We start from the raw sequence: 21,097 nt of genomic DNA, 5'->3' as shown, positions 1-21,097 counted from the left end.
GGACAGAATGACGTTATTTATCATTTCAGGATACTTTACGGATATACAATCTTCTTTTAATCAGTTTTTAGGTTGTATCTTTGCAGCCGTTTTCCGCTAGGGCTATAATTAGTATAGTCAGGGAATTCAAAAAGGTATTAGTTATGAGAACAAAGTCCAGAAGAAAGAACAAGATCAATGTAGTGACGCTTGGTTGTAGTAAGAATGTTTACGACAGTGAGGTGTTAATGGGACAATTAAAGGCAAACGATAAGGACGTTGTTCATGAGGAAGAAGGAAATATTGTTGTAATTAATACCTGTGGGTTTATAGACAACGCCAAGGAAGAATCTGTAAACACCATTCTGGAATATGTAGCAAAAAAGCAAGAAGGAGAAGTAGATAAAGTGTTTGTAACAGGATGTTTAAGTGAACGCTATAAACCAGATCTTCAGAAGGAAATTCCAGATGTGGATCAATATTTTGGAACTACAGAATTACCGGAATTACTAGCTGCTTTGGAAGCAGATTATAAACACGAACTTTTAGGAGAGCGTTTAACTACAACCCCTAAAAATTACGCATATTTAAAGATTGCCGAAGGTTGTGACCGTCCTTGTTCTTTTTGTGCTATCCCATTAATGCGAGGAAAACATAAATCTACTCCAATAGAACAATTGGTTAAGGAAACGAAAGGTCTGGCAGCAAATGGCGTAAAAGAATTGGTTTTGATCGCGCAAGATCTTACCTATTATGGGTTGGATATTTATAAGAAAAGAAATCTTGCAGAACTGTTAGAAAATCTTGTGCAAGTGGAAGGAATAGAATGGATCAGGTTGCATTATGCATTTCCAACAGGTTTCCCAATGGATGTATTGGACGTGATGAATAGGGAACCAAAGATCTGTAACTATCTGGATATCCCGCTTCAGCATATTTCTGATACTATTTTGAAATCTATGCGAAGGGGAACTACGGAGGCAAAAACTACGAAGTTGCTTCAGGAATTTAGAAAAGCGGTTCCAGAAATGACCATTAGAACCACGTTGATCGTTGGATATCCGGGAGAAACTGAAGAAGATTATCAAACCCTAAAAAATTGGGTTATCAAAATGCGTTTCGAGCGTTTAGGTTGTTTTACCTATTCTCATGAAGAAAATACACATGCTTTTAATTTGGTAGATGATGTTCCGCAGGAAGTAAAGCAACAGCGGGCTAATGAAATTATGGAAATTCAATCCCAGATCTCATGGGAATTAAATCAGCAGAAAATAGGTCAAACCTTTAAGGTAATCATCGATAGAAAGGAAGGTAATTATTTTATTGGAAGAACCGAATTTGATTCTCCAGATGTGGATAATGAAGTTCTTATTGATGCTACAGAAATTTACCTAAAAACCGGAGAATTCTATGATGTCTTGATTCATGAGGCAGCAGATTTTGATCTTTATGGTACTCCAGTAAACGCAAAAGTTTCTAAACCAGTAAGAAAGGAATTAAAGATCAGGACTTCATAAGGAATAGACTTTCGTTACAATAACTTAATTATTGCTTAATCTTTAAATGACTTTGAAGAGCATGAAAAGCATAATATTTGAAGTGCCTTTATTTTAAAGGTGATTTCATAGAATCTTTGGTTTTTGTCGACTTTATTTTATGAAGAAGCCGCCCCAAAGGGGCGGCTTTTATTATAAATTCTTACTTTTGACCAAAGCATAACTTGCAAGTAACATTAACTTAACATTGGAGTCGCACATTTGCAGCGACAAAAACAACAAGATAATGAAATTAAAATGGTCAATGTTACTTCTCTTCGGACTTGTAACTTCTTATTTTGCACAAGCGCAAGATATCACTAACAACAAATTTGGTAAAGGTTTGGTAAATGTAGTGGCAAAAGATAGCTCGTATAGCTTAAAATTTGCAGCTCGTTTTCAATCTTTATATACGAGCACTTGGGATTTTCCTGATAATGAAAATATACAAAATGCTGAAACCAATTTTTTAATTAGAAGAGCCCGTTTAAAATTTGAGGGTTTTGCTTATTCTCCTAAATTAACTTACAAGATTGAATTGGGATTGTCCAACAGAGATATTAGCGGAGCTTCAGAATTTACAAGCAACGCACCAAGATATATTCTAGATGCTGTTTTAAAGTGGAACTTTTATGAGAATTTTGAATTATGGATTGGACAAACCAAACTTCCCGGAAACAGAGAAAGGGTTATCTCTTCAGCAAACCTGCAAACGGTAGATCGCTCTTTGGTTAACAGTAAATTTAACGTAGATCGTGATATGGGGATGCAACTACATCATTATTTTAATCTAGGTGAAAATGTAATTGTTAGAGAAGCATTAGCAGTTTCTCAGGGTGAAGGTAGAAACGTAACTTCAGAAAATCTTGGAGGATTTCAATATACGGGTAGAATAGAAGTTCTTCCTTTTGGTGATTTTGATGATTATTCTGGAGCAGACCTTGATAGGGAAGAAACACCTAAATTGGCTTTAGGTGTGAGTTACGATCATAACAGTAATGCTGTAAAGACTCGTTCTAACATGGGAAGTTATATGACCACAGACACTGGCTTTTTTGAAACCGATATAAACACGTTCTTTATAGATGGGATTTTTAAATATCAAGGATTCTCTGCAATGGCAGAATATGCTAAAAGAACAGCAGATAATGCAGTTGCTTTAAATTCAGATGGTACTCCAACAGGAAGAGTAGTAGAGGTAGGAGATGGATTTAACATGCAGGCTGGTTATGTGTTTAAAAACAATTTTGAAGTTGTTGGTAGATATACGCAGGTTGCTTTAGATGAAGCTTTAACTGGTGAGGGTATAGAGAACCAGTATACTTTAGGGCTTTCAAAATATATTGTTGGTCACAAACTAAAAGTTCAAACAGATGTAAGTTGGAACGATTTCGAGAACAACTTAGACAATAGCTTAGCATATAGATTACAAATAGACATTCATTTTTAAAAATAATCAAACCATGAAAAAAGTATTATTAATTGCAATTTTATCTTTCGCAGTTATTTCTTGCGGAAACAATAAAGGTCAGGATAAAGAAAACGGGGAAGCAGGATCTGGAACGATATCTATAGATGGATCCAGTACAGTATATCCTATTACTGAAGCTGTTGCTGAGGAGTTTAGAGCAGTACAGCCTAAAGTAGATGTTACTATTGGAGTTTCAGGAACTGGTGGAGGTTTCAAAAAATTCGGAAGAGGAGAGATCAATATTTCAGATGCTTCTCGACCAATAAAGGAATCTGAAGCTGCAATAGCTAAAGAGAACAATATTACTTACGTAGAATTGGAAGTTGCTTATGACGGACTTGCAGTTGTTATTAATCCAGAAAACGATTGGGCTACTTCTTTTACAGTTGAAGAATTAAAAATGATCTGGGAACCTGCAGCACAAGGGAAGATCAAAAAATGGAACCAAATAAACCCAGCTTGGCCAAATGAAGAAATTCATTTGTTCGGACCTGGGGTTGCTTCTGGAACTTTCGATTATTTTACGGAAGCGATCGTTGGAGAAAGTGGATCTAGTAGAGGGGATTTTACTGCTAGTGAAGATGATAATGTATTGGTGCAAGGTGTTGCTGGAGATAAATATGGGTTAGGGTTTTTTGGATTGGCTTATTTCGAGGCAAATCAGGATAAATTAGCATTAGCTTCAGTAGATGGAGGTAACGGTCCGGTTAAACCATCTACAGAAACTGTGAAGAATGGAACCTATACTCCATTATCCAGACCCTTGTTTATTTATGTGAACAGTTCTTCTTTAAAGGATAAGCAAGTGGTGGACTTTGTGAAATTTTATTTAGAGGAAGCTGGTGCATTGGCCAAAGATGTTGGTTATATTGCAATGACAAAAGAAGAATACGCAGCTCAGAAAGAAAAATTCAATAAGTTTGTGAAAGATAATCAGTAGTCGAATATTGAGATGAAAGCTAAATTTGAAAAAGTATAATTTTGTTTAAGACTGAATTACCTGCCCATATTGTGGGTGGGTTTTCAGTCTATTTAACCTTTTGCCCTAATTTTAATTTTATAAATGCGAAAAATTAAGGAATTAGTAATTGAAAGGGGCCTTTTATTGAGTGCTCTTATTACTATTGCCGTAACAGTTGGAATTGTTTTAGTGCTTTCCATAGAAGCAGTAAATTTTTTTAGTGAAGTTTCGATAATGGATTTTATAACAGATCCAGAATGGACTCCGTTATTTTCTGATAAACATTTTGGGATACTACCTTTACTTTCTGGTACTCTTTTAACTTCGTTTATCGCCATTGCATTTGCAGTCCCAGTAGGGCTATCCATTAGTATCTATCTAAGTGAATATGCACCAAAAAGTTTTAGAAGAACCATAAAACCCCTTTTGGAGTTGCTTGCTGCAGTTCCTACTGTAGTTTATGGATTCTTTGCTTTAATGGTGGTAACTCCGTTTTTGCAATCCTTTATACCTGGAATGTCCAGTTTTAATTCGCTATCTGCCGGGTTGGTTATGGGGATCATGATCATTCCATATATCTCGTCGTTGAGTGAAGATGCGCTTCATGCGGTACCAAACTCATTACGGGAAGCCGCTTATGGAATGGGATCTACAAGATTGCAAAATTCATTTAAAGTGATGGTGCCGGCAGCATCATCTGGTATTATAGTATCTATAATATTAGCGATATCCAGAGCCATAGGAGAAACCATGATCGTTGCTATTGCAGCAGGACAACAACCACGATTGACTTTTGATCCTACGGTTCCGGTAGAAACAATAACAGCATATATTGTTCAGGTCAGTTTGGGAGATGTTCAACATGATTCTTTGGAGTACAAAACTATTTTTGCAGCTGGGATCACCCTGTTTGTATTTACATTTTTGCTGAACACAATTAGTTATAGAATTCGTAAAAAATTCCAGGAGAAATATGAATAATATTAGAAAGAACAGGCTAAAGGATCAGGCTTTCAAAATATGGGGAATTTTCTGTACGCTTCTAGGGCTTGTACTGCTTGCGATTTTTATTGGAAATATATTTATAGATGGAATTATGAGGATAGATTGGGAGTTTATAATGAACCTTCCATCTAGAAAAGCTGAAAAATCGGGTATATATACGGCCTTAATGGGAAGTATTTGGGTTTTATTGCTTACTACTTTAATCGCGTTGCCAATTGGTATTGCAGCAGCTATTTATTTAGAGGAATATTCCAAAAAGAATAAACTGGCAACAATTTTAGAAGTGAATATTTCTAATCTTGCCGGGGTGCCCTCAATAATCTATGGGTTATTGGGATTGGAAGTTTTCGTAAGGATTTTGGAAATGGGCGCAAGCGTGTTGGCTGGGAGTTTTACTTTAGCATTGCTAATATTACCTATAGTTATAGTTTCTACTCGTGAAGCCTTAAAAGCAGTGCCTAAATCTATTAGGGATGCCTCTTTTGCAATGGGAGCCTCTAAATGGCAAACGGTATACCATCAATTATTACCTGCTTCCTTTGGAGGGATCTTAACAGGGATCATTTTAGCATTATCCAGGGCGGTGGGAGAGACTGCACCATTAATTGTCATAGGAGCTTTGGCATATGTGCCTTTTGCACCTTCCTCTGCAATGGATGAGTTCTCGGTACTGCCAATTCAAATTTTTAACTGGATCACACGTCCGCAACACGGATTTGTGGAAAATGCGGCTGCAGCTATTATAATATTATTGTTGATTACCTTTGTAATGAATGGGATTGCGGTTTATTTCAGAAATAAATGGCAGAAAAAATTTAAATAACAGAAGTGTTATATTATGAGTAAAGAGAAAAAGGAAAGCGTGATAGAAAGTAGCATTAAACGCAAGTATAAATTACAAGCAAAAGATGTTAAGGTGTGGTATGGGGATTTTATGGCCATTAAAGGGATTAGTATGGACATAAAACCCAACAAGGTTACCGCTTTTATTGGGCCTTCTGGTTGTGGGAAATCTACATTTTTAAGATTGTTCAATAGGATGAACGATTATGTAGATGGATTTAAGATGGATGGTGAGATCAATATAGATGGTAGTAATATCAACGATAAAGATATTAATGTGGAATTGCTTAGAAAGCAGGTGGGAATGGTTTTTCAAAAACCAAATCCGTTTCCTAAATCCATTTACGAAAATGTTGCTTACGGACTAAAGATCCAAGGTTTAAAGGATAAAACGTTTTTGGAAGAACGTGTAGAAAGTTCTTTAAAAAGGGTAGCTCTTTGGGATGAGGTAAAGGATGATCTTCATAAAAATGCTTTGGCACTCTCAGGAGGTCAACAACAACGTTTATGTATTGCCAGAACTTTGGCAGTAGAGCCATCTATTATATTGATGGATGAGCCAACTTCGGCTTTAGACCCTATTTCTACGGCTAAAATTGAAGAACTAATCTACAAATTAAAAGATAAGTATACCATTGTAATTGTTACGCATAACATGCAACAAGCAAGTAGGATTAGTGATAACACGGCATTTTTCTATCTAGGGGAACTAATAGAATATGATAAGACCAATAAGATCTTTACCAATCCAGAGAAACAACAAACCGAAAACTACATCACAGGGCGTTTCGGATAAACTTAAACATTATGTTGAATTTAGAAGACCACAGGGAAATTTTGAATCAGTCAGGCTTGGAAATGTTCCAACTTGTAAGAAAGCAATTTATAAAATCCAAAGAAGCATTTCTTACTCATGACAGTGATCTGGCAGAAGAAGTTTTGCATACAGAAAATCGTGTAAATGGAATGGATCTTAAGTTGGATAGGGAATGCGAGCGTTTTATAGCCTTGCATAATCCTGTAGCCAGCGATTTGCGTTTTGTTTTGGCATTAAGAAAGATCAATTTCGATCTGGAGCGTATTGGAGATCATGCTTATGGAATTTCCAGTTATATAGTAGAAGTAGATACTCCTGTTAGTCAGGAAATACTGGATAAATTAGGTTTTGAGGAAATGTATACGGCGGCATTGTCTATGCTGGATGACATTAGGGATGCCTATAAAACGGGAAATGCTAAAAAGGCTAGAAAGGTGTTTAAAAAGGATAAAATCCTTAATAAAATCAATCTAAACTCTTTTGGCGTTATTTCAGAAGAAGTTCAAAAAGACCCAAAATTGATAGATCAATATTTATTGCTTTTTTCTGTGATAAAGAAGATTGAAAGAGTAGGGGACCTCATCACAAATATAGGCGAAGAGATCATTTTTTACCTTGAAGCTGAAGTACTAAAACATAGAAAGAAAAAGGGGCCACCTAAGCCTGGTAAATAAATTGAAGTTTATAAATATCGAGAATGCAGCCTTAAGTAATATCCAAGTGCTGCTTTTCTATTTTTTAAAAGTTCCATATCGCATATCAACTGCTTTCTAGTATATTTTTCAGGTTGAAAAAGGGAAGTTTCTGAAGCCTGCAATTTTTCAAATTGATCTAGACATACATAAACACGAGAAAGCCCAAAAAGAACGATTCTTATAAAAGCTTGGAGTTGTTTTTTTGGATAATCACATTCTTTTATTAGTGCTATTGTACTATTTAATTCTGAAGAAAAGGAATTTCGTAGGAGATGTATGGATGTAGTTTTGGTAGCAAGCGTTTCTATTTGTTGGTTTACATCTTCCCAAACGTCAAAAATATCATTTCCCAATTGCATTAAACCCCCTAATTGAAAGTTCATCTTTTCTTCCTCTTTTTCCAAAGGATGATCCAAACACATTCTATAAAATAAAAAAGAATGTCCACCTTTTAAAAATGTGAGTTCCTTAATTTTCTCTTCTGGAAGGTTGTTATTATGCTGAAGTTCACTTTTTGTTTCGGTTTTAAAAACTTTCTTCGCTTGTTGCTTTAAAACTTCTGAGTTTTTGGAACAATCCAGTCCTTTGATATAGAATTGCGTTAAAAGTGCTTCATATTTATTTATGGGTTTTAACGCTTCAGGACGAAAAATGAAGTTTTCGAGGTGCAGTACTTTTTTGTCTTTTTCATCAAAGAGATCATCGAGTAAGCCTGATATCCCACCTAAATATGTGGTGGTAGTTCGCTCCTTTGTATTTAATGGAAAGCCTCTTAAAACACTAAAGGCATAACCCAATATCGCGGGAACACCCACAGCGTAGTAATTCGTGATTTTTTTAAAATCGGTTTCTTTTAGACTGCCATCGTTTTTATCTTGAAATTCTTTGAGGTCAGGAAGTAAATGGATTTTTATAAACTTCTTTTGCACCCTAACATTTTGAAACAAAAAAAATGCAACTGAAGGAAGTTTTAAAATCCCGACACTTGCATTTAAAAATGAATTCCGATTATCTTTCATTTAAAAGAATTGGTTTCCCGAATTCAAGTTGTTCCAATTTTTCCAATTGTGTTTCAGCATCCCCAACTATAAGATAGTACATTTTAAAAGGGTTCACATAGTTCCCTGCCAAGGCTTTCAAATCTTCCAAGCTCATTCCTTTTACAACAACTTCCTGTTGCTTTATAAAATCATCTTCGTAATTAAAGTTTGCGATTTCACTTAACATATTTAGTTTTGCTCCTAAAGTTTCAAATTTTCTCGCCTTGCTTTTTATCATAAAACTTTGGGTAACGTCAAGATCTTCTGGTTCTAAACTTTCAGAATAGTTAATTAAAATTTTCTTGATCAAGGCTACAGCCTCATAGGTGATGTTTGATCGTACTCCGCTTGAAATTTCAAATGGCCCTACTATCTTCCCTCCATTAAACCGGGATCTAATTCCATAGGTATATCCTTTTCCTTCTCGTAACTCTTGGGTAAGCTGGGATGCAAATCCGCCGCCACCAAGTCTATAATTCATAACTTCCGCCCTATAAAAATCGTCGCTGGTTGCAGCCAATGCAGGTGCGCCAATTTTTATAACGGACTGCTTTGCTCCGGGAACATCATAAAAATACACCTTGGAATTTCCTGGTGGGGTAGGAGTTCTATATTCAGGAATTTTTACCGACACTGGTTTCCAGTTGGCAGAAATGGCTTTTAAAGACTCAGTTGCCATTTTTTGTTCCAGATCTCCCACGGCCATAAATTTTGCCCGCATTGGAGATAGCTTATTTTTATAATAATCTTTAAGATTTTGTAACGAAATTGCTTCTACGGTTTCTGGCGTTCCCAATATATTTTTTGAAAGGATATGATTTTCACCATAAATCAATTTGCTGAATTCCAGATCTGCAATACTATTGGGATTTGCCTGTTGCTGTTGCAGCTGACTCAAAACTTGCTGCTTTGCCAATTTAAATTCTGCATCATCCCATCTTGGTTCCAATAGAATTTCTTCTACCAATTTCATGGTCTTTTCAAAATTGCGAGTTAGGCTACTCCCAGAAAGTACGATTTTCTCATCTTCTGCATTTACAGAGATTGTAGAACCAAGTAATTCTATAGCTTCTTCCAGCTCTTGTGGCGTTTTCTTTGCTGTTCCTTTGGTGAGCAACTTAGCCAATAAATTGGAAACTCCTGTTTTGTTTATATCTTCTAATAGTAGGCCGCCTTCCATTTCTAGACTGAATTGAACGATGGGCACTTCTTTAGATGTAATTCCGGAAACACTTAAGCCGGAAGGCAAATTGAATTTCCATATTTCAGGAACCACAATTTCAGGATTTCCCCAGTAAGGAGGTTCGCTACTTCTATCAAAACTGCTAGGTGTTTTTTCGTAAGTAACATTTGTAGTGGAATCAAATTCTTCTTCGGCTCCTTCAACGATCTTTTCTTCAACAACCGTTGCCAGTACTGCATTCTCTAGTGCGAGCTCCTTCTGACCTTTCGGAACGAAACTGGTAGCCACATATGGTTTCCCTTTTATGTATTTATTATACACCCGTTCTACGTCTTCCGCAGAAACATTTAAAATTTTCTCTATATTTTTATTGATCTCATTCGGGTCGTTTGCGAAGATTTGATATTGTGCCAATTGAAATCCTTTTCCTAAAACGCTGGAAATACTATTATAAAAATCGGTTTCCTGGCCAGCTTTAATTCTTTTTAGATCTTTTTCTGAAATTCCATTTTTCTCGAACTCTTTAAAGGTTTCATTAATGGCTTTATGAACATCGTCCAGATCTTTCCCATCATACGCCCTCACCTGAAGCATTAACTGCCCAGCCAATTCTGAAGTATAATCGAACATCCTCACTCGATCTGTAAGTTCCTTTTCTACCACCAATTTTTTATAGAGAGGCGCATTCTTTCCATCTGCTAAATATTTAGTCAAGATTTCCAAGGCATAAGAATCTTCGTGATACGAATATTGAGACGGCCAGGTTAGGGTTAATTCGGGAAGGTTGGCGAAATTATCTTCATAATAAAGGTTTTTGATTTCTTTTAAATTCGCTGGTCTTTTTTCTTGTCTCGCGATATCGGTTCCCGCAGGAATTTCATCAAAATATTTATGAACCCATTCTTTCGCTTGCTCCTTGTCGAAATTCCCTGCAATGGTCAAGGTTACATTATTTGGCACATACCATTTATTATAAAAATCCTTTACATCCTGTAAAGTGGCATTTTGAAGGTCTTCCAAAGATCCAATCACTTGCCAATGGTAAGGATGATCGCTAGGATATAAATTCTGGTCTATTACAGCAAAAGTATGGCCATATGGTCTATTATCTACTCCTTGTCTTTTTTCATTCTTCACTACTTGCTTTTCCTTAGCCAACACAGGTTCGGTTACTGTATTTATAAAGTAGCCCAATTTATCGGCTTCAGCCCAGATCATTTTTTCCAATGCGTCGCTTGGCACGGTTTGAAAATAATTGGTTCTGTCTCTGCTCGTAGAACCATTTGCTCCCGAGCCACCAATACGTGCGCTCATTTTATCCAATCCACCTTTTCCCAGGTTTTCAGACTCTAAAAACAAGAGGTGTTCAAAAAGATGTGCAAAGCCTGTTCTTCCTTCAATTTCCCTGGCAGAACCAACATGACTGGTGAGTGCTACGGCCACCACAGGGTCCGACTTGTCTTCGTGCAAGATTACCCGCAATCCATTTTGAAGTGTAAATGTTTCAAAATCGATATTGATTCCAGTGGCTTTATTTTGTCCTAATAATGAAATAGGAATTGCTAAGAAAAGCAGTAATAAAGCTGAAAAAGTATTCTTCATGTTTTTTATTTCTAAGTTTTTTTAAATTTTCAATCTGTAATTTTCATTGTTCACAAAGAAAACTGCATTCGCAAAAAACAATTTTCCATTTTCCCAGAAAGCCCTAAATAATGGATTATCAACCATATAGATGATGCTTCCTTGTCCTATTCGTTCTTCCCCAAAGATCATGGAATTTTTCATATTTTTGGCAGCTTCACTTCCTGCAAAACCCGATACTATTTCTGGAGCATCCTTTAAATATGCCACATTATAGCCTTCAGATAAATAGCTGTAACTATTGCTGCTTAATTTTAAACTGAAATAGGAGTCTCCATATCCAAATGCCAAAGGGTGCGTTTTATCCAGGGTTGTTCTTACAATACTCCCGGTAATGAGATCCTTGATGCCTTCTCTCTCGCGACTTGCATACGGAATTAAGTTTGCTGTTGCTGTTGTGTCTTTTTTAGCTTCTGGTTTGTTTTCCTTTAAATTGAAACCTTCTTTTCCTGCAAAACTTCCAACGGCATTCCCAATTGAAATTATTTTTCCACCATTTTTAACCCAAGTTGTGAGCTGTTCCAAGGTTTCTTTGTTCAGTAATTTTCCGTAATTTCCAGAAGGCAGGACCAGAATATCGATCAGGGAAAAATCTATATTTTTAAAATAATCGGTATCAATTGGAGTGATTGGATATTTTAGATCTTGTTCGAAAAAATGCCAAATCTCCCCAAAGTTTAAGGAAGAAACTCCTTCTCCCCGAAGCACGCCAACTCTTGGCTGATTGATAATTTTTATTTCTGAAGAACCAAAATCGGGTCCGCTTTTAGAAAATCCTGTGTTTGCAGCAGTAAGTTGTCTTCCATGCTTATTGGCTATTTCTATCAGTTTAGAATTGAAATCCTTTAAAGTTCTGTTATCGCTTTTTGTAATAACAAGACTACCAGGGTTGAATTTCTGCTCTGCATTTTCAAATTCCAAGGTGCTGAATCTTACCTTAATTCCTTCTTTTAGTAAAGCTGCTAAAAAACGAGCGTCTTTCATACTATCCCATTTCGAGATATATGCACTTGCATTCGTAGTAGAATTAATTGCAGATGGAACAGATGCAATATTATTAATAGTTAAGGATTTACTGCTGCCTACCGCTTCTAGGCCGTAAGCGTAAGGTAAACTCCAAGCTGTAATATCGTAAGTTAGGGAATCACTCAACTTGGTATTTGGCTCGAATAATACTTGTACCATTTTCCCTTTTGGCTGATTGGTATTTATAACCAAGGTGTTTTCATTAGAACTAAAATCGGCTTGCTTGTTCTGTGAGTAATTAAAACCTTTTATTTTTCCGGAATTGGTCGAACCATATTTTATTTCATGTAGATCGAGTAACGATTTCAAAGCAGCAATCTTATCCGGGCTGCCATTTAAAGCGTAACTTTTATAGGACAACTGATCGTTTTGATAGAATTTATTGAATTCAGCATTTAATTTTTCAACATTCTGTGAGGCGATTTCTACCGTGGATAAACTTGTGGTAAAATGATGCGCTACCCGATCTACAAGGGTGAGTTCATAACCTTCAGTGGTTTGGATCCCAAGACCCGCTTGGCCGTTTCCTGCTTGTTCATAGGTCATTCCTATGGCGCCCATGTACGTTGGATAGGTGTCGCCATAACTTGGATATAATAGATCGAAACGTTCTTTTGTAAAATAGAGCCAACCATTTTCATCAAAATATTTTGCATGGTTCTTCCCTATTTCGCTTTGAAAATCTCGCTGAAAAGGAGTGATTATCTCATGAAAAGGCTCTGCTGCCGGAGCAAAATAATAAGGATCGTTGATGCCTTGCTCATGAAAATCTACGTGGATATGTGGCAACCATGTATTATAAATTTTAAGTCGGTTTTTGGTTTCAACTTGTGTAGCCCAGGCCCAATCCCTATTTAGATCGAAAAGGTAATGATTTGGCCTTCCTCCCGGCCATGGTTCGTTATGCTCTGCAGCCACTGGGGATGCATTATAAGGAGTTGCTTTCACTTGATTGTACCAATTTGTATAACGATCTCGTCCATCTGGATTTACACAAGGATCCAGAATTATCACGGTATTTTTAAGCCATTCTTTTTTGTTAGTGATTAACTCATAAGCCGTTTGCATGGCAGCTTCTGTACTGGAAGCTTCGTTTCCGTGGACGTTATAGCTTAGCCAAACAATCGCTTTATCTGTATTATTATCAGGGTTATTAACTGAATTTGTATTATTTAAATGATTTTTTTTTATCTCTTCAATATTCCTCAAATTTTCTTCTGAAGAAATTACCGCATACGTAAGCGGTCTATTCTCATTGGTTTTTCCGTAAGAAGTATATTCAACTAAATTGGAATTTTCAGCAATGTGCTTAAAATAATTCACCACATCTGCATGCCGCGTGAATTGCGTGCCAATTTCATATCCTAGAAATTGTTCAGGGGATTGAAGGTTTTGCGAGAAGATCGAAGTCGTAATTAAACAAGTAAAGAGGAGGAGGAAGGTCGTTTTTTTCATTTATATGAGATATTGTTGAAATTTGCGTAGTAAAGATAGCATACAGCATGGAAATAATTAAAAAATAGCCTGTAAAATACTTATCTTCGATATCTTTGCCATTTAAAATTTATTTATGCCTGCAGACTGTCTTTCCTATCGTGAAACAAATTATTTCTCCCAGCTTATTTCAGATTATTTGGATCAAAAGGAAGAACTAAAATCTTTTTATAATAGATTTCCAAGTATAGAGAATTTTGAAGGGCAAATTCAGTATAAAAAACAGTCTTTCTCCCCTTCGAAAAGAGAATTGCTCGTAACTATTTTGCAGAAGCAATATGCTAATTTGGAGCAAGGGGAAGTGGTTTCAGCTAATATACGTGCCCTGTTAAATGAAAATACTTTTACTGTTACAACAGGGCATCAACTAAACCTTTTTACCGGTCCGCTTTACTTTTTGTACAAAATAGTTTCTACCATCAATTTAGCTTCAGCTTTAAAAAAACAGTATCCGGAAAATAATTTTGTACCTATCTATTGGATGGCTACGGAAGATCATGATTTTGAAGAGATTAATTATTTCAATTTAAATGGTAAAAAATTCAAGTGGAACAGCCAGCAAAAAGAGGCTGGGAATAATGCGGTAGGAGAATTGAATACCGAAGGTTTGGATGAGGTTTTCAATCTTTTTTCGGCAGAAATAGGAGGAGGGAAGAATGCCGAAGACCTTAAGCAACTTTTTAAGTCGGCTTATTTGGAGCATTCCAATTTAACCGATGCGACTCGATATTTAGCACATGAATTATTTAAGGAATATGGCCTCGTGATTTTGGATGCTCATAACAGGGAGCTGAAAAAGGCATTTATACCCTATATAGAAAAAGAATTGTTCGAGAAAGTGTCTCATAGAACTACAATTAATACTGCCAAAAAGCTAGAGAAACTAGGATATGGAGTACAGGTGAACCCAAGGGAAATCAATTTATTTTATTTGCATGATGGTTTGCGGGAACGAATTGTAGAGAAAGAAGGATCTTTCTATATTAACGAAACAGAAATAAAGTGGAACAAAGAGGAAATGCAAAAGGAAATTCAGGGTTTTCCTGAGCGTTTCAGTCCCAATGTGATGCTACGGCCTTTATACCAAGAAGTGATCTTGCCCAATCTTTGTTACATAGGCGGAGGCGGAGAGTTGGCATATTGGTTTGAGCTAAAGGATATGTTCGAGGAATTAAAAGTGCCATTTCCTGTTCTTTTACTTCGGAATTCTGCTTTGATAGAAACAAGCAAACAAAATGAAAAGCGTCGCAAATTAGAAATTTCCCATTCAGAATTATTTCTGAAGCAGCATGAACTCATCAATAGAAAAGTGAGAAAAATATCCAATATTGATATTGATTTTTCACCTCAAAAAGAACATTTGATAAAGCAGTTTCAGCAATTATATGAACTGGCAGAAAAAACTGATCCTACATTTCTCGGTGCAGTAAAAGCACAAGAAGTAAAACAATTGAAAGGTTTGGAGAATCTAGAAAATAGATTGCTTCTGGCTCAAAAAAGAAAATTGAAGGATGAGGTTACGAGAATTACAAGTCTTCAAAATGAACTTTTTCCAAATAAAAGTTTGCAAGAACGCCAAGTTAATTTTTCTGAAATGTATTTAGAATTTGGGAAATCCCTAATTCCTCAACTCATTGAAAATTTAGACCCTTTAGAATTAAAATTTAAAATACTTAGCCTTGGAGAAAAATAAAATGCACACCATAGATATTGAGTTGGTCGAGATGACTTTGGATGTCATGAAATATACCATCGATCGTATTTCTAATATCACTCCAGAATTTGGAGCTCCCAAAAGAGAAGAAGAATTGTTGGAAATGGTGGGAGAAACCATCACCCCAAAAGGAATAGGAGGAGAAATAGCATTCAAATTATTTAAGGATGTACTTGTCAAAGCAACGGTGCCAATTGACCATCCAAGGCATTTGGCGTTTGTGCCCGCCGCTCCAACCCGGGCTGCGATTATGTTCGATTTGGTAACTTCTGCTTCCAGTATTCACGGAGCCTATTGGATGGAAGGTGCTGGAGGAATTTTTTGCGAAAACCAAGCGATGAAATGGTTGGTTTCCTTAACAGGGCTACCAAAAGATGCATTCGGGGTTTTTACCAGTGGAGGCACTGCAGCAAATTTATCGGCACTTGTTGCCGCACGCGAAGAATGGCGAACTAGGGATAAAAAGAATATGGCTGTAAAAGGGCTTTTATTGACCTCTAATGGGGCGCATAGTTCTATTCAGGCTATGGCAAAAGTGATGGATGCAGACCTGGAAATTATCGTTTGCGAAGGAGAAAACCTTACCGGCACCAAATTGAAATCGACTATAGCAAATTTAAAGAAAGAAGACCGTAAGCGGTTATTTGCAGTGGTTGCGACCGGTGGAACTACCAATGCAGGAATTATAGATGAATTGGACACCATTGCTGAGGTTTGTGAAAAAGAGAAGGTTTGGTTGCATATAGATTGTGCTTATGGAGGTGGCGCTTTGGCTGCGCCTTCGGTAAGACATTTGTTCAACGGAATTGAAAAAGCAGATAGTATTACCATAGACCCTCATAAATGGCTTTTTTCGCCTTATGATTGTGGGGCAGTGATTTATAAAGATCTGGAATTAGCTAAAAATGCACATTCCCAAAAAGGCTCTTATTTGGAGATCTTTAAAGATGATGGTGCGCACGGATTTAATCCTGCCGATTATCAGATTCAGCTTACCAGAAGGGTACGTGGAATGCCATTATGGTTTTCATTGGCAATGCATGGAACCGAGAAATACCGGGACTCGATAGAGCGCGGAATTGAACTTGCTAAAATAGCAGAGAAAAAGATTAGGGAGAGGGATTATTTGGAATTGGTAAGGCCTTCAAGTCTTTCCGTAGTGCTATATAGAAGAAAAGGTTGGACTCCAGATCAATATCGAGATTGGACTTATAAGAACCACAGGGAGGGAATTGCTTTGGTAACGCCAACCAAGTGGAAAACAAATGGCGAGGATGAGACTGTTTCTAGGTTTTGTTTTATTAATCCGGATACTACAGAAGAAGATATCGATTTGATTCTGGATACGATGAAATAAGATTTTTATATTCCAATTTTTACTGGAATAACAAGGCTTCTTAATTTTGATGCTTATCTGGAATTTTGAAGTTACAATGCATGCAAGGATCAGGCTGGGCATGAGTGGCTTCTCGGCTCTGAGGTGCAATTGTTGCAATTTGTAAGGTAGAGCCTTACAATGCCAGATTTGTATTCTAAAGCGCTCTTCCACCTCGAAGTAACATTGAGGATCTTTTGTTAGACTGATGTTCGTGATAAAAAAAATTATCCAGCGTAGGGAATTGACCTCCTTTTCATATAGGCTTACGAGATGCTGAAACAAGTTCAGCATGACGACAACTCCGCATCGTCACCCTGAACTGGTTTCAGGGTCTTGGATTCATAAATAAAATACGTCAATAATAGTCGATAATTCTTAGCGGAAAGGATAGCAAATAGGGCAAATAGATTCTTCAATCCGTTCCGCTACTTTCAGAATGACATTAATTCTTTTGTCAGTCTGAGCATAGCGAAGAATCTCAAGTTAACTGAATCAATCTTATTCAGAATTTAAGATTCACTGTAACTCTACTTTAAATTTTTAGTAAGAACAAATAATTAAAAAGATCAGCAATAAAAAAAACCACTCTATTAGAGTGGGTTTTTAAATATATAAGAACGTTAATCGTGAAAAATATTATTTTACTTTGTTAACTATAGCTCCAAACGCTTCTGGATGGTTCATTGCCAAATCGGCTAAAACCTTGCGGTTTAAATCGATTTTAGCAGCTTTTAAACCTCCCATAAACTGGGAATAAGACATCCCGTGCATTCTTGCTCCGGCGTTAATACGCACGATCCAAAGAGAACGGAAATTTCTTTTATTGGTTTTACGGTCCCTATAAGCATATAACATTGCTTTGTCCACCGCATTTTTTGCTACTGTCCAAACGTTTTTACGACGTCCAAAGTAACCTTTTGCTTGCTTAAGAACCTTTTTTCTTCTGGCTCTCTTGGCAACTGAATTTACTGATCTTGGCATAATTTTAATTGTTTTTGAAGAAGGCGACCTAATAATTCAAAATTTTGAATTTTGAATTTTAAATTCTTTAATTGCCCAACTCCAGGGTTTTTAAATAGTTTAAACCATCAAAAACTTCTAGCTACTTTAAACGTAGTTGAGTTTTGATATTTTTCTCATCCGCTTCATGTACCAAAGTACTGTGCGTTAGAGCAAGCTTACGTTTTTTTGACTTCTTTGTTAAGATATGGCTTTTAAACGCGTGCTTTCTTTTAATTTTACCGGTACCTGTAAGCTTAAAACGCTTCTTGGCACTGGATTTGGTTTTCATTTTAGGCATGCTCGTGTAATTTTATAATTAACGTTCTTATTTCGTTTTCTTGGGAGAGAGAAACATAGTCATACGTTTTCCTTCCAACTTCGGCATTTGTTCTACTTTTCCAACTTCTTCTAGATCTTGTGCAAGACGCAGAAGTAATATCTGACCCTGATCTTTAAAAACAATAGACCTTCCTTTAAAGAATACGAAAGCCTTAAGTTTGGCTCCGTCTTTTAGGAATTTCTCAGCATTTCGCTTTTTGAATTCATAATCATGATCATCGGTTTGTGGACCAAATCGAATTTCTTTAACTACAACTTTACTGGCTTTAGCTTTTAGGACTTTTTCCCGTTTCTTTTGTTCATAAAGAAATTTCTTATAATCCATCACCTTTGCAACCGGTGGTTTTGCATTTGGAGAAATCTCTACTAGATCTAAACCTTGTTCTTCGGCTATTTCTAGCGCCTTTCTCGTGGGATACACTCCCATTTCAATGTTATCGCCAACAAGGCGTAATTCTTCTGATCGGATTTTTCCGTTAATGCGGTGTTGGTCTTCTTTAATTTCTCTTAGCGGTCGCTTAGATCTTTTTCTACGTATTGCTATGGCTATCTAATTTTAATTATACTTCAAACGCTTTATGCGTTTTTTTGATTTCATTGTTTACTAATTCAGCAAAGGCTTCAATAGACATTGTTCCAATGTCACCTTCTCCGTGTCTACGTACAGAAACTGTACCATCTTTCTCTTCTTGCTCGCCAACAATCAGCATATATGGGACTTTGCTCATTTCAGCATCCCGTATTTTCTTGCCAATGGTCTCGCTCCGGTCATCAGATACGGCGCGAATTTCGTCATTTTCAAGCAATTCTAAAACTTTTTGTGAGTATTTTTCATATTTCTCACTGAGGGAGAGTATAATAGCTTGTTCTGGCATTAACCATAATGGGAAATTACCTCCTGTATTTTCAAGCAATACAGCAACAAAGCGTTCCATACTACCAAAAGGAGCTCTGTGAATCATTACTGGTCGGTGCATTTCGTTATCACTTCCTTTATATGTCAGGGCAAAACGTTCTGGCAGATTGTAATCGACCTGAATGGTGCCAAGTTGCCAGCTTCTTCCTAAAGCATCTTTAACCATAAAGTCTAATTTTGGACCGTAAAATGCCGCTTCTCCAGTTTCAACCACAAAATTAAGCCCTTTTTCTTTTGCTGCAGAAAGGATTGCAGATTCTGCCTTTTCCCAAACATCATCATTTCCTATGTATTTTTCTTTGTTTTCGGGGTCTCTCAAGGAAACCTGAGCAGTAAAATCATCGAAACCTAAAGATTCGAATACATATAAGGTAAGATCTATTACTTTTTTGAATTCAGAATCCAACTGATCTGGAGTACAAAAAATATGTGCATCATCTTGAGTAAAACCTCTAACACGAGTTAAACCATGTAATTCCCCACTTTGCTCATACCTATAAACCGTTCCAAATTCCGCAAAGCGCTTTGGAAGATCTTTGTAGCTCCATGGGGCAGAATTGTAAATTTCACAGTGATGTGGACAGTTCATAGGTTTTAGTAAGAATTCTTCTCCTTCATTAGGGGTAAGAATTGGCTGAAAACTATCTGCGCCGTATTTTTCATAATGGCCCGAGGTCACATAAAGTTCTTTTTGACCAATATGCGGAGTGATCACCATTTCATAACCAGCTTTTTTCTGAGCTGCTTTCAGGAAATTTTCCAAACGCTCTCTTAATGCGGCACCTTTAGGAAGCCATAAAGGCAATCCTTGCCCAACCTTTTGTGAAAAAGTAAAAAGTTGCAGTTCCTTTCCTAATTTTCTGTGGTCGCGCTTTTTTGCTTCTTCTAATAGCTCTAAATATTCCTTTAGATCTTTTTGCTTCGGGAAGGAAGTTCCGTAAACTCTTGTGAGTTGAGGATTTTTTTCGTTTCCTCTCCAATATGCGCCGGCAACACTCATCAGTTTTACAGCCTTGATAATTCCAGTATTTGGAATATGACCCCCACGACATAGATCGGTAAAGGTGTCATGATCACAAAAAGTAATGGTTCCATCTTCCAGATTCTCGATCAGCTCAACTTTAAAAGGATTGTTTTGTTCTTTATAATAAGACAGTGCTTCTGCTTTGGTAGAAGATCGCATGCTAAACTCATGTTTTCCACGAGCAATCTCGAGCATCTTATCCTCAATCTTCTTAAAATCGTTTTCAGAAATTTTTTGCTCTCCAAAATCCACATCATAATAAAACCCATTTTCAATCGCTGGTCCAATAGTGAGCTTAGCTCCCGGATACAAAATTTCAATAGCCTGTGCCATTACGTGAGAAGTGGAATGCCAAAAAGCCTTTTTCCCATCTTTATCGTTCCAAGTATATAATATAAGACTGCCATCGGTTGTAAGTGGCGTAGAAGATTCCACAACGGTATCATTGAATTTTGCTGAAATCACATTTCTCGCAAAACCTTCACTAATACTTTTAGCCACATCCATTGGAGTGGCTCCGCTCTCAAATTCTTTTACCGTGCCATCTGGCAAACTTATTTTTATCATTTCCGTATATTAAAGGAGGCAAAGATAATAGGTTAAATGCGGTTGCACAATATACAGCGTCTATATATTCATGTTTATTATTAGGGTGTTCCCCCGATCCAAAAATCGGGGTCGGGCTATTCGCGCTATCTTTTGGCTGTTTAAAATTGTCTTATTAATATATAGAGCAATAAAACATCCACTAGTATATATAGAAACATATAGGTGTTGCCAAAAGGATATTGCTTCTATCCCTAACACAAAAGAAAAGTTTGGGGGAAAGAGTGGGTCTTATATATAGTATAAAAAATAAACGTTCAAGTATTGCTCGATTGGATTATATAAGAGTTTGATGAAAATTCCTGCTTTTTGAGCGCTGCTATGTAAGTTAAAAAAAAAGGGATATTGATAATTAGCTGAGAAGTGGGGGATTTCCCTATGTTCTGATTTAAAAAATTTATGAAATATTCCTTGTCTTAAAAACACTA

Annotated in this window: 16 protein-coding genes; 9 read left to right on the top strand and 7 right to left on the bottom strand. The window is 36.6% G+C overall.

Annotated elements, in window-relative coordinates; genetic code table 11:
• Window positions 1-143 precede the first annotated feature (143 nt).
• From rimO to phoU, 7 genes are all read left to right on the top strand, one after another.
• Complete coding sequence (gene rimO, locus JM83_RS01615; protein WP_144958750.1) at window positions 144-1,496, top strand: 30S ribosomal protein S12 methylthiotransferase RimO; 1,353 nt, start codon at window positions 144-146, stop codon at window positions 1,494-1,496.
• A gap of 265 nt (window positions 1,497-1,761) precedes the next feature.
• A complete protein-coding gene (locus tag JM83_RS01610) occupies window positions 1,762-2,964 on the top strand; it encodes a porin (RefSeq protein WP_186434933.1) in 1,203 nt (400 codons plus the stop codon).
• A 13-nt stretch (window positions 2,965-2,977) separates the two neighbouring features.
• The gene (locus tag JM83_RS01605) at window positions 2,978-3,925 is read left to right on the top strand and encodes a PstS family phosphate ABC transporter substrate-binding protein (RefSeq protein ID WP_144958746.1); all 948 of its coding nucleotides are present in this window, start codon (window positions 2,978-2,980) and stop codon (window positions 3,923-3,925) included.
• Between the two features lie 123 nt (window positions 3,926-4,048).
• Window positions 4,049-4,927 (top strand): phosphate ABC transporter permease subunit PstC, encoded by an 879-nt coding sequence (gene pstC, locus JM83_RS01600; protein WP_144958744.1) that lies wholly within the window; start codon window positions 4,049-4,051, stop codon window positions 4,925-4,927.
• The gene (pstA, locus tag JM83_RS01595; protein WP_144958742.1) at window positions 4,920-5,774 is read left to right on the top strand and encodes a phosphate ABC transporter permease PstA; all 855 of its coding nucleotides are present in this window, start codon (window positions 4,920-4,922) and stop codon (window positions 5,772-5,774) included. The genes pstC and pstA overlap by 8 nt, the downstream gene beginning before the upstream one ends.
• Window positions 5,775-5,789: 15 nt before the next feature.
• Entirely contained in the window at window positions 5,790-6,590 is an 801-nt protein-coding gene (gene pstB / locus JM83_RS01590) for a phosphate ABC transporter ATP-binding protein PstB (protein ID WP_144958740.1), read from the top strand.
• Between the two features lie 11 nt (window positions 6,591-6,601).
• Complete coding sequence (gene phoU, locus JM83_RS01585; RefSeq protein ID WP_144958738.1) at window positions 6,602-7,285, top strand: phosphate signaling complex protein PhoU; 684 nt, start codon at window positions 6,602-6,604, stop codon at window positions 7,283-7,285.
• A gap of 8 nt (window positions 7,286-7,293) precedes the next feature.
• Here the strand turns inward: phoU and JM83_RS01580 are convergent, their stop codons facing one another.
• The 3 genes from JM83_RS01580 to JM83_RS01570 are packed head-to-tail and all read right to left on the bottom strand — an operon-like array spanning window position 7,294 to window position 13,651.
• Entirely contained in the window at window positions 7,294-8,325 is a 1,032-nt protein-coding gene (locus tag JM83_RS01580) for a hypothetical protein (protein WP_144958736.1), read from the bottom strand.
• A complete protein-coding gene (locus JM83_RS01575) occupies window positions 8,315-11,131 on the bottom strand; it encodes a M16 family metallopeptidase (RefSeq protein ID WP_144958734.1) in 2,817 nt (938 codons plus the stop codon). Before JM83_RS01575 ends, JM83_RS01580 begins: the two co-directional genes overlap by 11 nt.
• 21 nt (window positions 11,132-11,152) lie before the next feature.
• Window positions 11,153-13,651, bottom strand: a complete 2,499-nt coding sequence (locus JM83_RS01570) for a M14 metallopeptidase family protein (RefSeq protein ID WP_144958732.1) — start codon at window positions 13,649-13,651, stop codon at window positions 11,153-11,155.
• Between the two features lie 115 nt (window positions 13,652-13,766).
• On the opposite strand from JM83_RS01570, the gene bshC reads away from it, so the two are divergent.
• Window positions 13,767-15,383 carry a bacillithiol biosynthesis cysteine-adding enzyme BshC gene (gene bshC, locus JM83_RS01565; protein ID WP_144958730.1) on the top strand — a complete coding sequence of 539 codons (1,617 nt, stop codon included), beginning with the start codon at window positions 13,767-13,769 and terminating at the stop codon, window positions 15,381-15,383.
• 1 nt (window position 15,384) lies between these two features.
• Window positions 15,385-16,761 (top strand): pyridoxal phosphate-dependent decarboxylase family protein, encoded by a 1,377-nt coding sequence (locus JM83_RS01560; protein WP_144963663.1) that lies wholly within the window; start codon window positions 15,385-15,387, stop codon window positions 16,759-16,761.
• Between the two features lie 657 nt (window positions 16,762-17,418).
• On the opposite strand, the gene rplT is transcribed toward JM83_RS01560, so the two are convergent.
• The 4 genes from rplT to thrS form a co-directional block, all read right to left on the bottom strand.
• Complete coding sequence (gene rplT, locus JM83_RS01555) at window positions 17,419-17,763, bottom strand: 50S ribosomal protein L20 (RefSeq protein ID WP_010232224.1); 345 nt, start codon at window positions 17,761-17,763, stop codon at window positions 17,419-17,421.
• A gap of 121 nt (window positions 17,764-17,884) precedes the next feature.
• Window positions 17,885-18,082, bottom strand: coding sequence for a 50S ribosomal protein L35 (gene rpmI / locus JM83_RS01550; protein WP_144958728.1), 198 nt, complete (start codon window positions 18,080-18,082; stop codon window positions 17,885-17,887).
• A gap of 27 nt (window positions 18,083-18,109) precedes the next feature.
• Window positions 18,110-18,625, bottom strand: a complete 516-nt coding sequence (gene infC, locus JM83_RS01545; protein WP_261376879.1) for a translation initiation factor IF-3 — start codon at window positions 18,623-18,625, stop codon at window positions 18,110-18,112.
• A 58-nt stretch (window positions 18,626-18,683) separates the two neighbouring features.
• Window positions 18,684-20,630, bottom strand: coding sequence for a threonine--tRNA ligase (gene thrS / locus JM83_RS01540; RefSeq protein WP_144958724.1), 1,947 nt, complete (start codon window positions 20,628-20,630; stop codon window positions 18,684-18,686).
• Between the last annotated feature and the right edge of the window lie 467 nt (window positions 20,631-21,097).

The sequence above is a fragment of the Gillisia sp. Hel_I_86 genome (genome assembly GCF_007827275.1).
Lineage (GTDB): Bacteria > Bacteroidota > Bacteroidia > Flavobacteriales > Flavobacteriaceae > Gillisia.
The sequence above is the reverse complement of the archived record's forward strand: the minus strand, read 5'-3'. Positions and strand labels throughout refer to the sequence as shown.

Excerpts from the sequence above, each read along its gene's own strand:
- rpmI (WP_144958728.1), bottom strand. The coding sequence starts at position 18,082 with ATGCCTAAAATGAAAACCAAATCCAGTGCCAAGAAGCGTTTTAAGCTT.
- JM83_RS01575 (WP_144958734.1), bottom strand. The coding sequence starts at position 11,131 with ATGAAGAATACTTTTTCAGCTTTATTACTGCTTTTCTTAGCAATTCCT.
- pstA (WP_144958742.1), top strand. The coding sequence starts at position 4,920 with ATGAATAATATTAGAAAGAACAGGCTAAAGGATCAGGCTTTCAAAATA.
- pstC (WP_144958744.1), top strand. The coding sequence starts at position 4,049 with ATGCGAAAAATTAAGGAATTAGTAATTGAAAGGGGCCTTTTATTGAGT.
- pstB (WP_144958740.1), top strand. The coding sequence starts at position 5,790 with ATGAGTAAAGAGAAAAAGGAAAGCGTGATAGAAAGTAGCATTAAACGC.
- bshC (WP_144958730.1), top strand. The coding sequence starts at position 13,767 with ATGCCTGCAGACTGTCTTTCCTATCGTGAAACAAATTATTTCTCCCAG.
- JM83_RS01605 (WP_144958746.1), top strand. The coding sequence starts at position 2,978 with ATGAAAAAAGTATTATTAATTGCAATTTTATCTTTCGCAGTTATTTCT.
- JM83_RS01580 (WP_144958736.1), bottom strand. The coding sequence starts at position 8,325 with ATGAAAGATAATCGGAATTCATTTTTAAATGCAAGTGTCGGGATTTTA.
- rimO (WP_144958750.1), top strand. The coding sequence starts at position 144 with ATGAGAACAAAGTCCAGAAGAAAGAACAAGATCAATGTAGTGACGCTT.
- phoU (WP_144958738.1), top strand. The coding sequence starts at position 6,602 with ATGTTGAATTTAGAAGACCACAGGGAAATTTTGAATCAGTCAGGCTTG.
- rplT (WP_010232224.1), bottom strand. The coding sequence starts at position 17,763 with ATGCCAAGATCAGTAAATTCAGTTGCCAAGAGAGCCAGAAGAAAAAAG.
- JM83_RS01560 (WP_144963663.1), top strand. The coding sequence starts at position 15,385 with ATGCACACCATAGATATTGAGTTGGTCGAGATGACTTTGGATGTCATG.
- JM83_RS01610 (WP_186434933.1), top strand. The coding sequence starts at position 1,762 with ATGAAATTAAAATGGTCAATGTTACTTCTCTTCGGACTTGTAACTTCT.
- thrS (WP_144958724.1), bottom strand. The coding sequence starts at position 20,630 with ATGATAAAAATAAGTTTGCCAGATGGCACGGTAAAAGAATTTGAGAGC.
- JM83_RS01570 (WP_144958732.1), bottom strand. The coding sequence starts at position 13,651 with ATGAAAAAAACGACCTTCCTCCTCCTCTTTACTTGTTTAATTACGACT.